The 15,714-nt window shown below is 69.1% G+C and carries 14 protein-coding genes; 5 read left to right on the forward strand and 9 right to left on the reverse strand.

Annotation, left to right across the window (positions count from 1 at the left end):
• Nucleotides 1–178 precede the first annotated feature (178 nt).
• Complete coding sequence (gene rpsT, locus CQ045_RS13005) at nucleotides 179–439, forward strand: 30S ribosomal protein S20 (protein WP_105724373.1); 261 nt, start codon at nucleotides 179–181, stop codon at nucleotides 437–439.
• An 86-nt stretch (nucleotides 440–525) separates the two neighbouring features.
• On the opposite strand, the gene holA is transcribed toward rpsT, so the two are convergent.
• The 3 genes from holA to CQ045_RS13020 all read right to left on the reverse strand — a co-directional run bounded on the left by holA (nucleotide 526) and on the right by CQ045_RS13020 (nucleotide 4,808).
• Entirely contained in the window at nucleotides 526–1,563 is a 1,038-nt protein-coding gene (holA, locus tag CQ045_RS13010; RefSeq protein WP_105724375.1) for a DNA polymerase III subunit delta, read from the reverse strand.
• A 321-nt stretch (nucleotides 1,564–1,884) separates the two neighbouring features.
• A complete protein-coding gene (locus tag CQ045_RS13015; protein ID WP_258131062.1) occupies nucleotides 1,885–4,212 on the reverse strand; it encodes a ComEC/Rec2 family competence protein in 2,328 nt (775 codons plus the stop codon).
• On the reverse strand, nucleotides 4,209–4,808 hold the full coding sequence (locus CQ045_RS13020) for a ComEA family DNA-binding protein (protein WP_105724376.1): 600 nt from the start codon (nucleotides 4,806–4,808) through the stop codon (nucleotides 4,209–4,211). Before CQ045_RS13020 ends, CQ045_RS13015 begins: the two co-directional genes overlap by 4 nt.
• 118 nt (nucleotides 4,809–4,926) lie before the next feature.
• Here CQ045_RS13020 and CQ045_RS13025 point away from each other — a divergent pair, with 118 nt between their 5' ends.
• The gene (locus CQ045_RS13025) at nucleotides 4,927–5,730 is read left to right on the forward strand and encodes a hypothetical protein (RefSeq protein WP_105724378.1); all 804 of its coding nucleotides are present in this window, start codon (nucleotides 4,927–4,929) and stop codon (nucleotides 5,728–5,730) included.
• A 125-nt stretch (nucleotides 5,731–5,855) separates the two neighbouring features.
• Here the strand turns inward: CQ045_RS13025 and leuS are convergent, their stop codons facing one another.
• Complete coding sequence (leuS, locus tag CQ045_RS13030; protein ID WP_105724644.1) at nucleotides 5,856–8,432, reverse strand: leucine--tRNA ligase; 2,577 nt, start codon at nucleotides 8,430–8,432, stop codon at nucleotides 5,856–5,858.
• A 34-nt stretch (nucleotides 8,433–8,466) separates the two neighbouring features.
• Entirely contained in the window at nucleotides 8,467–9,792 is a 1,326-nt protein-coding gene (locus CQ045_RS13035; RefSeq protein WP_105724380.1) for an anthranilate synthase component I family protein, read from the reverse strand.
• A gap of 41 nt (nucleotides 9,793–9,833) precedes the next feature.
• Between CQ045_RS13035 and CQ045_RS13040 the strand changes: the two genes are divergently transcribed.
• From CQ045_RS13040 to CQ045_RS13050, 3 genes are read left to right on the forward strand one after another with little or no spacing between them, the layout of a single operon-like run.
• A complete protein-coding gene (locus CQ045_RS13040) occupies nucleotides 9,834–10,505 on the forward strand; it encodes a DedA family protein (protein WP_105724646.1) in 672 nt (223 codons plus the stop codon).
• A gap of 4 nt (nucleotides 10,506–10,509) precedes the next feature.
• A complete protein-coding gene (locus CQ045_RS13045) occupies nucleotides 10,510–11,535 on the forward strand; it encodes an App1 family protein (RefSeq protein ID WP_105724382.1) in 1,026 nt (341 codons plus the stop codon).
• Nucleotide 11,536: 1 nt separating this feature from the next.
• Nucleotides 11,537–12,400, forward strand: coding sequence for a 3-methyladenine DNA glycosylase (locus CQ045_RS13050; RefSeq protein WP_105724384.1), 864 nt, complete (start codon nucleotides 11,537–11,539; stop codon nucleotides 12,398–12,400).
• Nucleotides 12,401–12,403: 3 nt separating this feature from the next.
• On the opposite strand, the gene CQ045_RS13055 is transcribed toward CQ045_RS13050, so the two are convergent.
• From CQ045_RS13055 to CQ045_RS13070, 4 genes are read right to left on the reverse strand one after another with little or no spacing between them, the layout of a single operon-like run.
• Entirely contained in the window at nucleotides 12,404–13,597 is a 1,194-nt protein-coding gene (locus CQ045_RS13055) for a glycoside hydrolase family 3 N-terminal domain-containing protein (RefSeq protein WP_105724386.1), read from the reverse strand.
• A gap of 28 nt (nucleotides 13,598–13,625) precedes the next feature.
• A complete protein-coding gene (locus tag CQ045_RS13060; RefSeq protein WP_105724388.1) occupies nucleotides 13,626–14,282 on the reverse strand; it encodes an SDR family oxidoreductase in 657 nt (218 codons plus the stop codon).
• Nucleotides 14,283–14,310: 28 nt separating this feature from the next.
• Nucleotides 14,311–14,838 carry a DUF3592 domain-containing protein gene (locus CQ045_RS13065; protein ID WP_146115243.1) on the reverse strand — a complete coding sequence of 176 codons (528 nt, stop codon included), beginning with the start codon at nucleotides 14,836–14,838 and terminating at the stop codon, nucleotides 14,311–14,313.
• The gene (locus tag CQ045_RS13070) at nucleotides 14,835–15,626 is read right to left on the reverse strand and encodes a hypothetical protein (protein WP_105724392.1); all 792 of its coding nucleotides are present in this window, start codon (nucleotides 15,624–15,626) and stop codon (nucleotides 14,835–14,837) included. Before CQ045_RS13070 ends, CQ045_RS13065 begins: the two co-directional genes overlap by 4 nt.
• Nucleotides 15,627–15,714 lie beyond the last annotated feature (88 nt).

The raw sequence follows: 15,714 nt of genomic DNA on the forward strand, positions 1-15,714 counted from the left end.
CGGTACCACCGGAACCGCGACCGAGTATCGTGTTCTGCACCCCGTTTCGCGTGATCGCCTCGTCTGCTGGTAGACTCGACTCTTGGCTTGCGTGTGGGTTCTTCCCTCACGACCGCTGTGCAGCAGCCCTCTTCTGCTGCCGGCATTCCGAACACTCCTGTACAGAAAGCGTCCACACGTGGCAAACATCAAGTCGCAGATCAAGCGCAACAAGACCAACGAGAAGGCTCACGAGCGCAACAAGGCCGTGAAGAGCGAGCTCAAGACGCTCATCCGCTCCACCCGCACGGCAGTCACCGCCGGCGACAAGGCAGCAGCCGAGGCCGGCCTGAAGAAGGCGTCCGTCAAGCTCGACAAGGCCGTCAGCAAGGGCGTCCTGCACAAGAACCAGGCGTCGAACCGCAAGTCGGCTCTCGCCAAGCAGGTCTCCGCTCTCTGAGCAGACACAGCTGAGAAAGGCCCGTCCCGTTTCCGGGGCGGGCCTTCTTCGTCCTTCGGAGCGCTGGGTGCAGGTGGTGGCACTGACTACTCGCCGAACGGCTGGCGGGTCGCGATCACGGTGACCATGCGCTCCAACGCGAAGATCGGGTCGCGGGCCGCGCCCTTGACCTCGCCGTCGGCTCTCGCCGTCGCCTGGATCGCCATTCCGAGCGACCGCTCGTTCCACCCGGCGAGATCGCGGCGGGCGCGATCGACCTGCCAATCCTTCATCCCCAGTCGCTGCGCCAGCTGCCTGCTCGGCTCGCGGTTGCCGGCGACGCGCGCCATGGTGCGGAGCTTCATGGCGAATGCGGCGACCATCGGAACCGGATCGGCACCGGACGACAGCGCATGGCGAAGTGCGATCAGCGCTTCGCCATACCGCCCGGCGATCGCAGTGTCGGCGACGACGAAGGCCGACACCTCGACCCGCCCGCCGTAGTACTTGGTGACGATGTCTTCGGTGATGTCTCCCTCGACATCGCCGATCAGCTGCTGGCAGGCTGCCGCCAACTCGGTGAGATCGTCGGCGAACGCGGACACCAACGCTCGCAGTGCGGCCGGCGCGATGCGCTTCTTCGCTGCGCGGAACTCCCCTGCAGCGAAGTCGACGCGGTCGCCGTCGCGCTTGATCGCCGGGCAGGCGATCTCGATGCCGCCGCCGGTACCGGCACGCAGCGCATCGAGGAGCTTCTTGCCTCGCACGCTGGCGCCGGTGTGACGGAGGATGACGGTCGCGCCCTCCTGCGGGTTGTCGAGGTAGGACACCGCCTCCTGGATGAACGCATCCGAGCACTTCTCCACGCCGGACACGCGCACCAGACGCGGCTCGCCGAAGAGTGAAGGAGAGGTCAGGGAGAGCAAGGTGCCCGGCGCGTAGTCGTCGGCGCGCACATCGCTGACCTCGAGCGCCGGATCTTCGGCTCGAAGATAATCACGGACTCCGGCGATCGCGCGCTCGGCGCAGATCTCCTCGGGTCCGGATACCAGCACCAGAGGGGCAGGGTGCGGATCCCGCCACGACACCTGAGGGATCTTGGTGGGCTTCGCACCACCGCGGGAAGGGGGACGCGAAGCTGCCATGGATCCAGCCTACCCGGGGGCACCGACAGCGATCGTGCGCGGCGACGAGACGCGGCGGTCGACCTCGACCAGGGCTGTGGGAGTTCGACCGCCGCGCGCAGCGCGGTGAGTCGCTGCCGGTGGTCGGTGGCACCCGACCACCCCCTCATCCTGAACGGCTCTGCGATGCCGTGCGGCCGTTCACCCGGCCCACGCGTGTCCACGGCCGACCTCTGCGTACTCAGCCCCGACATTTGCCGAGGCGACGCCGACCCACCGACGTCGGTCCCGCGGGATCGGATTCCGCTCGTCGGATCCGCGAAGCAGGACCGACACGGGCGTTCATCCCGCCGCGCGCTCCGTCCACACCTGCAGTGCATCGTCTCGGAGACCGAGCAGGATCCGTCCCCGCTGATCCGTACGCAGATTCTCCGCACCTGCGGCCGCCAGCACATCGATCGTCTCGGCACGCGGATGCCCGTAGTCGTTGTCGGCCCCGACGCTGAACAGCGCGACCCGAGCGGCCACGGTCTCGTAGAGCGACGGCTCCTGATCGGCACTGCCGTGATGAGCGACCTTGACGACGGTGTAGCGGCCGGGTCCCGCGGTGCGCATCATCATCCGCTGCGCCTCGGCCGAGAGATCCCCGAGGAAGAGCGAGCGCGGTACCTCCCCACCGCCGAACTCCATGACCACGCTGGCGTCGTTCCCGTCGGGGAAGGCGGCGGACTCCTTCTGCGGCCAGAGCACGCGCCAGGCGGCATCACCCAGAGCACCGCGCTGACCCGCCGCCGCCGCGTGGAGCCGCGCGCCGGATGCCGCGAGCCCGGAAAGGAGACGCTCATCGTCGTGCTCCGCGACAGGACCGTGCAGAACGGTGCCGACCCGTCCCTGCACCGCATCGACGCCCCCGACGTGATCCAGGTCGAAATGAGTGAGCACCAGCAGGTCGACGCGCGCGATACCGAGCGCGCGCAGGCATCCTTCCAGAGGCTCGGGTGCAGGGCCCGTATCGATCAGAGCCACCTCACCGGCAGACCGGACGAGCAGCGCATCCCCCTGTCCGACGTCGCACGCAGCGATCGACCACCCCTCGGGCGTCGTCGCAGTGGCCAGCGGTCCGTCGAGGAGCATTCGAGCACCCGCGAGCGACAGGACGACGATGAGCACCCCGGTGGCTCCGCGCCGGATGATCGCCAGCCGGCGTGCCGATGCGGGTGGCATGGTGGCGGCCGGGTCCCGGATCACGACGACTGCGAGGCATGCGCTGACCACGGCGACGAGCACCGCGCTGCCGATCCCGGAGGGAACCAGCACCTGCGCGCTCGGCAGGCGAGCAGTCGTCGTCGCGGTCGTCGCGATCCATGCGGCCGGGAGCCACGCCGAGGCCGCCAGCAGGTCCGCGACAACCGCCAGTGGCGCGCTGAGACACGCGAGCAGTCCGATCACCGTGGCGACGGGAGCCGCGGGTGCCGCGACCAGGTTCGCGGCTACTCCGATCAGAGACTGCTGGTCGGCGAACAGCGCGATGATCGGCCCACACGCCAGCTGCGCGGCGAGCGGCACGGCGATCGCCAGCGCGAGGGGCGAGGGCATCGCTCTCCCCAGCCCCCGTGCGAGCGCGGGCGCCAGCAGGATCAACGCGCCGGAGGCAGCGACCGAGAGCGCGAATCCGGGCGCGGTCGCCAACCAAGGATCCGACACGAGGATCATGGTCGCGCAGAGAGCCAGCATCCCCGCTCCCGCACTCGGCCGCCCCAGCAGCACCGTCAGCATCGCCACCGCGGCCATCACCGCCGCGCGGATCACGCTCGGCTCGGGGGTGACGAGCACCACGAACCCGGCAAGACCCGCGAGCGACAGGATGACCCGCACCGCTCGCCCGCCACCGCACAACCCGGCCAGCCAGAACACCGCGCCCACGACGATCGCGCAGTTCGCACCGCTGACGGCCGTCAGGTGGCTGAGACCGCTCGTGCGCATGTCATCGTTCAGCTCCTGATCGACCGCACGGGTGTCGCCGACGGCCAGCCCGGGAAGCAGACCGGCACCCGGCTCCGGGAGCCGTGAGGACCGTTCGATGAACGCCTGCCGTAGGTCGGCGGCAGCACCGAACACTCCCGCAGCAGGAGCGATGACTTCCGCCTCGGTGGCGAACACGACCAACGCCGTCCGCTCCCCCGCGTCGGTCGCCGACGCCTCTCCGACCACACGGATCCGCGCACCGAGATCGAAGCCCTCGGACGGCTCCGTCCCGACCCGCACCGGCGCCGTCACGGCGTCCTGTCCTCCGGGCGGACCGGCACCGATGGTGAGAGCCTCGAACCAGAGCCGCCCGTCCTGTCCGAGCGATGCGGATGAAGTGACCTCCGCGGTGATCTCCACGACCCGCTGGTCTTCGTCCGCGACGCGGTCTCGCGCCGGCGATGCGAACCCGACGGACATCGCGGTGGCGGCCGCGGTCGCGAGCATCACGACGATCAACCCGCCACCGACGCGTCCCGTTGTTCGTCCGCCACGTGAGCGCCTCTGCGCCAGAAGCGCGATCGCGGTCGCCAGCGCGCAGGCGACCGCACAGCCCCACGCGATCACGGGGAAGAAGACACACAGGAGCGCCACCAGCCACGTGGAGACCGCCAGGGGAATCAGACGCAGATCGCGGCGCGTCACACTCTGACCCCGTCGCGGACGCCGGCGAGGAGCTTCTCGCCGATCCCCGGCACCGCCAGCAGGTCGTCCACGGACCGGAATCCCCCGTTCTCGTCGCGCCAGGCGATGATGCGTCCCGCCAGTGCCGGTCCGATGCCCGGAAGCGTCTCCAGGGCCGCCTGATCCGCCGCGTTCAGGTCGATCCCTTCCTCGGCAGGAGCGACCGCGCTCGGGGGTGCCGCTTGCGCAGCACCCACCGCCGGCACCACGATCTGCTCACCGTCTTCGACGACACGGGCCAGGTTGATCGCCGCCAGGTCGGCGACCTCTGTCGTCCCCCCGGCAGCCGCGACCGCATCGACGAGGCGAGCATCCGGATCGAGGATGTACAGACCCGGCTGCGCGACCGCACCGAGCACATGGACGTAGAGCTCACCGGAAGGTTCGACCGTGCCCTCGACCCCCGCCACCGACACGGATTCCACCGGCGCCGCCTGCCCTCGCATGATACCGACGCCCACCGCCGCCGACAGGACGACGAGGGCGAGCACCACGGCTGCTCCCATACTCAGCCTCAGCCGACGTCGGGGCGGTGCCGGTGGCTGCGGGGATGTCATCCCGCCAACGTAGGAGCGCGCGATGCCTCCGGCCCGCCAGGAATCCGTCCTGCGTGGACAGTTCGCCGGCTCCCCGCATCGTGGAGGAGGGGTTCGCGTGCTCCGCTAGGCTTCGGGCATGACGACGTTTCGCCGCACCGCGCTGACGGGTGCGACCATCACCGCCATCTCCCTCCTCGCCGTGGCCTGCACATCCACGCCCGAAGCGGAAGAGCCATCCGCGAGTCCCGCTCCCACGTGCGAAGTGGACGAATCGGCTCTGGGTGCGGCGACGCCCGGCGAGCTCATCGACAGCGGCAGCGGCTCCTACTGCCACGTCACGGCCGACCTCGAGAGCATCGAGTTCACGGCATTCGACGACGTTCGGGTGGGCACGTGGTCCGCCGACGACGGGATCGTGTGGAGTGAGGGCGAGCCGTCGCTCTCCGCCGACCTCATCGCGGAAGCGCAGCGTCTCTCCGCGCAGTGGACCGTCGAGGAGTTCCTCGACGGGGAGGCCATCGAGATGACGGTAGACGAGTACGCCGAGTGGATCCGCGGCACCGAGCTGATCGGTGAGGACTGGCGCGCCGACTACCTCGCCGGGTGGGAGAACGAGAAGAAGACGAACGGGCTCACCGTCGCTCCGTTCACGACCCCGCTCGCACGCGACGCTCAGGCACGTGTCTCGGATGTCTCACTCACGCCGTACTCGACCAGCGCTCTCGACGTCGAGGGACGCCAGTACGTCGAGACCTGTTTCGATGTGACCGCGACCTACACCGCCGCCGATTCCTCGGGCTACCCGTTCTCCGGACGCGTCTGCTCGACCTTCGAAACGGATGGCTCGACGGTCACGTACGCCCTCGAGGGCACCCACGGCAACTTCGTCGTCTCCGACGAGAGCGGTGCGGTCGTCGCCTCGGAGGACTACTCCGGCTGATTCCGCACGACGGTCGGGGTCACGCCTCGAGCCCGTCGCGGGGCCCGGTGAGATCCCGGCAGGCCATCGTGCCGTGGCCGTCCGCAGTGGGTGACCGGTGTGGATCATCCACCGCGGACGGGCGATCAGCCTTTGACGACGAAGCTGACGATCTTCGGTGCGCGCACCACGACCTTCACGATCTCGCGGTCGCCGATCGACCGGATGACGCGCTCATCGGCGCGAGCAAGCGCCTCGAGCTCGGCCTCGCCGATCCGCGCGGACACCTCGAGCTGCGCACGGACCTTGCCGCCCACCTGCACGACGGCCGTGATCGTGTCCTCCACGAGCAGCGCCGGATCGGCGGAGCGCCACGGGACGAGACCCACCGACGGTTCGTGTCCGAGGATCTCCCACATCTCCTCCGCGGTGTGCGGGGCGAACAGGTCGATCATCACGGCGATCGTCTCGGCGGCCTCGCGGACAGCGGGATTCGCCGCTCCCGAGGCGCCGTCGATCGTCTTCCGGGTGATGTTCACCAGTTCCATGAGACGGGCGACCAGGACGTTGAACTTGGTCTGCTCGACCAGCGCCGGTGCTTCCGCCAGCAGCTTGTGCGTCGCACGGCGCAGTGCCGCATCCCCGCCGTCGAACACGACGTCCACCGAACTCGAGACCTCGCCGGCGATGCGCAGAGCCCGCGCGAGGAACTTCTGCGCGCCCGCAGTGGAGACGTCCTCCCAGTTGATGTCGTCCTCCACCGGCCCCGCGAACGCGAGGGCGACACGCACGACATCGGCGCCGGGATCGATCATGCTCGACGAGAACTCGACCAGGTTTCCCTTGCTCTTCGACATCTTCGAGCCGTCGAGGAGCACCATCCCCTGGTTGATCAGAGTGGTGAAGGGCTCCGTGAAGTCGATCAGCCCCATGTCGAACAGCACCTTGGTGATGAAGCGCGCGTACAGCAGGTGCAGGATCGCATGCTCGACGCCGCCGATATAGGAGTCGACGGGCGCCCAGCGATCGGCCTGCGCCGGATCGAACGCGACCGTGTCGCTGTTCGGCGACAGGAACCGCAGGAAGTACCAGGAGCTGTCCACGAAGGTGTCCATGGTGTCGGGGTCGCGGAGTACCGGCTCCCCCGTCTCCGGAGCCACCGTGCGCACCCAGCGCTCGGCCGCGCCCAGCGGCGAGGCGCCCTTCGGCGACAGGTCGAGGCCGTCGACGCTCGGCAGCTTCACGGGCAGCTGCTCCTCGGGGACCGGGATGATGCTGCCGTCTTCGGCATGCAGCATCGGGATGGGCGTGCCCCAGAAGCGCTGGCGGGAGATGAGCCAGTCGCGCAGTCGGTAGTTCTTCGCCGCGCGACCCGTGCCCGAGGCCTCCAACTGCTCGATCGCACGAGCGATCGCATTGCGCTTGGACAGGCCGTTCAAGGCGCCGGAGTTGATCATGCGCCCTTCGCCGGTCAACGCGATGCCGGTGGAAGCCGGGTTCTGCTCGTCGAGCGCGGCACCGGTGTCGATCGGCACCCCGTCCTCGTCGACCTCGATCACCGGCATCGCTCCCGTGATGGGCGCCGTGGTGTCGACGACGACCTTGACCGGCAGGTCGAACGCGCGGGCGAAGTCCAGGTCGCGCTGGTCGTGGGCGGGCACCGCCATGACGGCACCGTGACCGTAGTCGGCGAGCACGTAGTCGGCCGCCCACACGGGCAGCTTCTCGCCGTTGACCGGGTTGATCGCGTAGCGCTCGAGGAAGACACCGGTCTTCGGGCGGTCCGTGGACTGCCGGGCGATGTCTGTCTCCTTCTGCACCTGCTCCAGGTAGGTCTGGAAACGCTGCCGCACCTCGGCGGGAGCGTCGGCGGCGAGCTCGGACGCCAGATCGGAGTCGGGCGCCACGACGAAGAACGTCGCTCCGTGCAGGGTGTCCGGGCGCGTCGAGAAGACCGTCACCGGCTCCTCGCGGCCCTCGATCACGAAGTCGACGTCCGCACCGATGGAGCGGCCGATCCAGTTGCGCTGCATCTGCAGCACCTTGTGCGGCCAGAAACCCTCGAGCTGGTTCAGGTCGTCCAGCAGACGGTCGGCGTAGTCGGTGATGCGGAAGTACCACTGGGTGAGCTTCTTCTTGATGACCTCGGCGCCGCATCGTTCGCAGCGGCCGTCGACGACCTGCTCGTTCGCCAGCACGGTCTGGTCGTTCGGGCACCAGTTCACGGCGCTCTTCTTGCGATACGCCAGGCCGCGCTCGTACAGCTTCAGGAACAGCCACTGGTTCCAGCGGTAGTACTCGGGGTCGGAGGTGTGCAGGACCCTGGTCCAGTCGTAGGAGGTGCCGAACTCCTTCAGGCTCTGCTTCTGCTGCTCGATGTTGGCGTAGGTCCACTCCCGCGGGTCGGCGCCGCGCTTGATCGCCGCGTTCTCGGCAGGCAGGCCGAAGGAGTCCCAGCCGATGGGGTTGAGCACGTTGTGCCCGCGGTGCCGCCAGAACCGCGCGACCATGTCGACGTAGGCATAGTTCTCGGCATGCCCCATATGCATGTCGCCGGACGGGTAGGGGAACATCCCGAGCACGTATTTGCGCGGCCGGGTGTCGTCGGAGCCCCCGGTGAGGAACGTCTCGTTGTCCGCCCAGTACTTCTGCCACTTCTTCTGAATGGCGTACGCCGACGGGGTCTCGTCGTCAGCAGGAGCGGTGGACAGGTTCTCAGACAACGAACGCACGACCAATCTGGGGGAAAAAGCGGGATCAGTTCAGGATATCGGAACGCCAGAGCACAGGCATTTCCGCGCCGAGCGCTGCGAGAGGCGCCCGTGCCTTCGTCGCGACCTCCGCCACCTCGGATGCTGCGACCGATCCCCACGTGATGCCTCCGCCGGCGCCGACGACCGCCCGCTCCCCGTCGATGACGATGCTGCGGATGACCATCGCGAGGTCGAGCGACCCATCGACACCGAAGTATCCGAAGCACCCGGCGTAGACACCGCGCGGCCCGCCTTCCAGTTCGTGCAGCCGAGTCATCGCCGAGAGCTTCGGAGCACCGGTCATGCTGCCTGCGGGGAAGGTCGCCTCCAACAGAGCCCCGACGGTCGTCCCGACGGCTGCGACCCCGCTCACCGTGCTCACGAGCTGGTGCACCGCCGGGTAGGTCTCCACGACCCAGAGCCCTTCGACGCGGATGCTGCCCGGATCGCACACCTGCGAGAGGTCGTTGCGCATGAGGTCGACGATCATGACGTTCTCCGCGCGCTCCTTGCGGTCGATCGCGAGTTCCGCGGCGAGCGCGGCGTCCTGCTCGGGATCCGCGCTGCGAGGGCGGGTGCCTTTGATGGGACGGGTTCGGATGACTCCCCCCGCGCTGTGCAGGAACTGCTCGGGGCTCGCGCTGAGCAGAGCGCGACCGCCGATCCGCACGAACCCGCCGTGATGAGCGGGCGTCGCGGCTCTGAGGCGCCGGTAGACGGCCTCCGCGTCGTGCGCGCCGGCGACGGTGAACCTCGTCGTCAGGCACAGCTGGTAGGCGATGCCCGCGCGGATGAGGTCGCGGCAGCGTTCGATGAGTGCGGCGTAGGCGTGAGGGTCGTGCCGGGCCTCGGCGACACGCGACAGGCGGTCGGAAGCGTACGCGGGCGTGGAACCGGTGTCCGAGTCTCCCGCCCCCGCGGCGACCTCGGAGATCCAGGTCTCGAGGTCATCCTCCGCGCCGAGTACCCACGTACGCCGGAGGGCGTGGTCGAACGCGACGACGCGGGTGGCGCGCAGCCAGGAGCCTCCCGGCTCATCGCCGCCTTCGGACACGGGTGCACCGGCGAGGGCCGCACCGCTCTCGTAGTCGAGCCATCCCACCCAGCCCCCGGTGAACGGAGGCAGGGCCGGATCCACGGGCGCGACATCGAGGCGCACCTCTCGCGGGAGGCTTGAGCGCTCCCCGGTCCCGATGAAGCTCCAGCCCGCCGTCGTGTCGGCGCCCGCGTCGAGCCAGAAGACGTCGGGAGACCGACGCTCGAGCATCCGGAACACCGATGACGGCTCCACCCATGCGGGAAGACGTCGAGCACTCAGCTGTTCGGGCACCTTTCCAGCCTAGGACCGGCATGCTCCCGTATCCTCATGAGGTGGACGACCTCCTGCTCTGGCTCCTCGACACCGTGCAGTCGATCGATCCGGTCACTCGCACTCTCGTCGCAGGCATCGCCGTCATGCTGGAGACGAGCATCCTGATCGGGCTCGTCGTCCCGGGCGACACCATCGTCATCATCGCCTCCATGGGGGTTGCGACCCCGCTCGAGGGCATCGCGATGGGTGTCGCGGTCGTGATCGGCGCGCTGATCGGCGAGAGCATCGGATTCTGGCTCGGTCGCTGGCTCGGCCCGCACATCCGGGTGTCGTGGCTGGGACGCAGGATCGGCGAGCACAACTGGGTCCGCGCGGAGAACTACCTCGCCCGCCGCGGGGGCATCGCCATCTTCCTGTCCCGGTTCCTTCCCGTGCTGCATTCCCTGGTCCCCCTCACCGTCGGAATGAGCGAGTACCCCTATCGCCGGTTCCTGGCGTGGACCGCGCCGGCCTGCGTCATCTGGGCGGCCGCGTATGTGAGCGTGACCTCTCTCGCCGCGGGGAGCTTCCGCGAGCTCGTGGATCGCGTGCACTTCGCGGGGTACATCTTCGTCGGCGTGATCGCGCTGTTCCTGCTCCTCGCCTTCCTCGGCAAGAAGCTGCTGCAGCGCCTCGAGGCCCGTCACCAGGAGACTCCGGAGACAGAGGCCGACGCCGACGTGAAAGACTGAGTCAATGGCTTCCGCTCCCCCGGCGCCCCGGATCCACTGGTTCGCCCGACTCGAACACCGCCTCCATGTGTGGCGGGAAGGTCGTGCGCGCCGTCGAGGCCGCGTGGCGACGATCCTTCCGTTCCCCGGATACGGGGGTCCTGGCTGGGTACGCGTCGTCGGCCGAGTGCTGATCGTGCCTCCGCAGCGTCGCACCCGCGACGGCGAGCCGGCGAGCGTGCGCGGCTGGCGCAGCTTCGTGGGAATCCCGGTGGGGTTCGCCGCTGTGAGCGTGCACATGGGCGAGACCACGCATCAGGTGGTCGCCGACCGCGGCGGTGTCGTCGACGCCGTGATCCGCGTCGACCTCGAACCGGGCTGGCAGACGTTCACCTTCTCCGTCGAGGGACAGGAGCCGGTCGAGGCGCGTGTGTTCGTCGTCGCCGAGGGCACACGGTTCGGTGTCGTGTCGGACGTCGACGACACCGTCATGGTGACGGCACTCCCCCGGCCCTTCATCGCTTTCTGGAACTCCTTCGTGCTCGACGAGCACGCGCGCCTGCCTGTTCCCGGGATGGCGGTGCTTCTCGATCAGCTGCTGCGGCAGCATCCGGGTGCACCCATGGTCTATCTGTCCACCGGTGCGTGGAACGTCGCACCGACGCTGTGGCGGTTCCTCGGACGGCACCTGTTCCCCGCCGGTTCCATGCTCCTCACCGATTGGGGTCCGACACACGAACGATGGTTCCGCAGCGGTCGTGAGCACAAGCTCACCAACCTGCGCCGCCTGGCGACCGAGTTCCCCGACGTGAAGTGGCTGCTCATCGGCGATGACGGCCAGCACGACGAGTCCATCTACAGCCAGTTCCTCGACGAGTACCCGGACTCCGTCGCCGGGGTGGCCATCCGGCGCCTCCTCCCCGCTGAGGCCGTTCTCGCGGGTGGTCGCGCGGAGCAGGAGCCGCATTCCGATGAGGTCGCGCCCTGGGTGAGCGCCGAAGACGGCGCCGGTCTCCGCGACCTGCTCGGCGAAGCCGGCATCCTGCACTGACATGTCCGTCACCCGCCAGGACTGGATGATCCGTGAGGAGGCGCACCGTGAACGCGCCGACGCCCTCACGGCCGAGCACCGCGATCGGGCGAGCCGTTCCGAGAAGCACCCGGTGTGGGACTTCCTCTTCACCTACTACTCCTCCAAGCCGGCACAGCTTCGCCGCTGGCACCCTGGTGCCGGAGTCGAGCTGGCCGATGCGTCCGAACGCCTGGCCTGGCGCTGGTACTCCCCCGGTCGAGACGCGGGGAGCGCCACCCCCGACGCCGCTCGCTTCGCTCGGGAGAAACCGGAACTGACCGGACTCATCGAGCGGATGCTGCGCCGCACGGCCTCCCGCCCCGGACAGTTCGGCTGCTTCGGCCTGCACGAGTGGGCCATGGTGTACCGCGCGGACGAGCACCGGCACTCGGTTCCGCTGCGGCTGGGACAGGCGGGCACCGACGCCGTCGTCGAAGGTCACGACCTGCGGTGCACGCACTTCGACGCGTTCCGCTTCTTCACTCCGGAGGCGGTGCCCCGCAACCGCACCGCGCTGACGAGGGACGAGCAACCGCTCTTCGAACAGCCCGGCTGCCTCCACGCGGGCATGGATCTCTACAAGTGGGCGACGAAGCTCGGTCCCCTGATCCCTGGCGACCTTCTCCTGGATGCCTTCGAACTGGCCCGCGACATCCGGCTGCTCGACATGCAAGCGGCTCCGTACGACCTCTCCGCCTGGGGGATCGTGCCCGTACCGATCGAGACTTCGGAGGGAAAGGCCGAGTACGTGCGCCGGCAGCGCGTCTTCGCCGAGCGGGGCGCCGCACTCCGCACCGCGCTGCTGGATGCGTGGCTCACCGCGGGCGCCCGCGAGGCGGCCTGAAGGTCAGTCCACCGGTTCGCAGTCCGGGCAGAGCGCCCACTGCGCCGTGGCACCGGAGAGCTTCACCCGCAGCGTGACGACCCGGATCGCCGCTTCTTCCAGCCGTTCGGCCGGCAGCGTCCCCGCATCGACGGCTGCAGCGATGCCCGCTGCCATCGCGGATGCCGTCGCGGCGTCCGACCCCGCGATCATCAGCACCAGGTCGTTCCCGGCGGCGATCGCCGCGACCCCGTTCGCGATCGGGTCGGCATAGGCAGGATCCCCCGACGACAACAGCATCCCGAGATCGTCGGTCACCGCCACGCCCTCGAACCCGAGCTCGTCTCTGGCGATCTCATGCCACACGGGCGAGAGGGAGGCCGGGAGCGGATCGATGGACGTGTACGCGAGATGACCGTACATCAGCAGCGAGGCTCCCGCATAGATCCCGGCCGCGAACGGGACGGCCTCCGAGGAGCGCCACTCTTCGAGCCCCATGGACGTGCTGGGGATCGCGCGATGCGAATCGCCCGGCGCCGCCCCGTGCCCGGGAAAGTGCTTGAGCGTCGAGGCGACGAACTGCTCCTGCGCTGAGGTCGCTGCCGCCACCCGCTCCGCCGCACTCGTCGGATCGGTGCCGAGCCCGCGGCCGTGGATGAACGTTCCGGGATCGGCGGTGTAGTCCGCCACCGTGCCGAAGTTCACCGTGATCCCTCCGCGAGCGACCAGCGACCCCCGCCCCGCGAACGCCGCAGTGGTTTCGGCGACCGGGAGCCCCTTCAACACGGTGGACGCGGGGAAGTCGTCGCCGTGCAGGCGCGAGACCAGGCCACCCTCCTGATCCACGGCGATCAACGGGGGCAGCGCGGGATCCACGGTCAGCGCGGCGGTGAGGCTCTGCAACTCGGCCTCGGACGCGGGGATGTTGGCCCCCATGAGGATGAAACCGCCGAGGCCGGATTCCATGTAGGCCCGGAGAGCCGTGCCATCGGTCCCTGCCACGTGCCCCATGACCACCGTCGATGCCCGCTCCGTCACCGACATCCCCTGCACCAGCTCCGTCGCGCGCTCGACGGCGTCGGCGCGGTCGATGCCGGCTGGTGCGGTCTCGGCTGCAGGTGACGCAGTGGTCGAAGCGGAGGCGACCGGCGAGAGGCACGCCCCGATCAGCGCGGCGACGGCCAGCGCACCTGCAGCGCCTGCGCGGTATCGGGACATGACGTGGTCCTGTGCCCTGCAGGCGGCGTCAGCAGGCGAGTGCTTCGGCGATCGGCACAGCGCCCTGCTCGTCGCCGTTGCCGAAACGGATCGTCCTGCCGATCGTGCAGGGCTCGTGGACGGATGAGGCGATGACCGCCGCCACGTCAGCCCGGGAGACGGCACCGCGACCATCCGGGTCGATCGTGATCTTCCCGGTCGGCTCGTCGAACGTGAGCGTGCCCGGCGCGAGGATCGTGCCCTCCAGACCGGTGCCGCGCAGATGCTCGTCGGCGGCCCATTTGGCGTCTGCGTACGGGAAGAACGAGTCGTCCTCCGGGACGCCGTGCTCTGCCGTGGAGCCGAGCCACGAGACCATCACGTAGCGTCGGACGCCTGCCCGCTCGGCAGCGTCCATCGAACGCTGCGCGGCGTCGCGGTCGACGGCGTATGTGCGCTCCGCGGACTCGCCACCCGCCCCGGCCGACCAGACGACGGCGTCATGCCCGCGGATGATCTCGGCGAGCGCCTCGACGTCCATGCTCTCGACGTCGGCGACCAGAGGCGTGGCTCCGGCCGCTTCGACGTCCGTGTGGTGGTCGGGATTGCGGATCACACCGGTCACCTCGTCTCCTCTTCCGACGAGCAGCGGCGCGAGCAGGAGGGCGATGCGGCCGTGGCCGCCGAAGACGATGATGCGCGACATACCCTCACCCTACGCGCCCGCTCCGACTTCAGCGCGGGGTCTGTTCGCTGTCGATCACGAACGCCTGGGGATGGCTCGGGAGGTACCGCACGACCACCGGCTCACCGCTGGCGAAGGAGACGTCTCGGTCCGGATACACGGCGGGGGTGAAGAAGTTGCTCTCCACCGTGTACTCGACACCGTCGGCGGTCGTGAACGTCACCCAGTCGCCGTCCAGCGTCGCGGTCGTGGGTCGGCCGTTGTCGTGGATGTAGGCGCGGGTGACCGGTACACCCGTCAGGCTGAGGATCCCGATCACGAGCGAACCCAGCATCAGGAACGCGAGTATCCGGAAGACGACCCGCACGACCGTGCTCCTCAGCTGGCCTCGCGGTCGTGCGTCGCTGCGCAGAAGCCCCTCGCGTTCGCGGATCGCTCGGAGCCCGGCGCCGGGGGTGGCGCCCCGCACGGACATGGCGAACAGTCCGAGGATCGAGAATCCGGCGATGAAGACGATCGCGTAGCCGTGCGCGGCGGGGAAGTTCAGCAGCCAGATGAGCGTGTCCATCGGATTCATCGTCCGGCCTCCTTCTCGATGGTCACCGCGACGGTGTGCGGATCCTCCCGACGATAGAACGCCCAGATCGGTGCGCCGACCTGCAGGTGCGGAATAGCCTGGGGATAGACGAAGACCGTGGTCTCCGCCTCCCACGTCGCCGCTCCCTCCGGCGCCATCAGCACACGGAGCGCGAGCTCGCTCTGTCCTTCGAGACGACGTCCGGTCGGTCGTACCTCCAGCACGGACGCCGGAACCTGGGTCCCCGAGGTGCGTGCGCGCACCTGGCCGGGTGCGATCAGGCCGTGATCGATCCGCCACTGGAGAAATGCGTCGCGGACCGCCGGATCGTTGAGATCGGCCAGCGCGACGGTGTCCTGGTCGGTGAGGCTGTAGCGGACCGTGACCGGGAGCCCGGTCTGCAGGGTGGCGAGATCGGAGGGGTCCACGAGCATCCGGAGCTGCGCGATGAAGTCTTCGGCTCCGCTGGGGCTGACGCGGATGAAGAGATCGTACTGGGGCACGTCATTCACCGTCAGGCCCGTACGCGTGATCTCGACGATCGTCCCCACTCCGACTTGGACGTCACCGCGCACGGTCTTTCGCCGTCCGAGGCCGGAGAGCGGGCCGCCGAAGGTCAGCAGCAGCCCCCAGGCGACGCCGATGAAGATCGGACCTCCCAGAGTGTCCTCACCGGAGAACGGCAGGATCGAGTGCCGCTGGTCCACGCCGAACAGCCCTTCTCCGACCCAGATGAGGAGCCACGCCGAGAGGAGCAACCAGATGACGGCGAGGATGACGCGGAGCATGGCATCAGCGTAGCGAGAGCCTGAGCGGCTCGAGGACCGCGGAACGCGATCGCCCGGTGCTCCCGCGCGGTGCGATCGGATACCGCTC

The sequence above is a fragment of the Microbacterium sp. MYb66 genome (assembly GCF_002979435.1).
Taxonomy (GTDB): domain Bacteria; phylum Actinomycetota; class Actinomycetes; order Actinomycetales; family Microbacteriaceae; genus Microbacterium.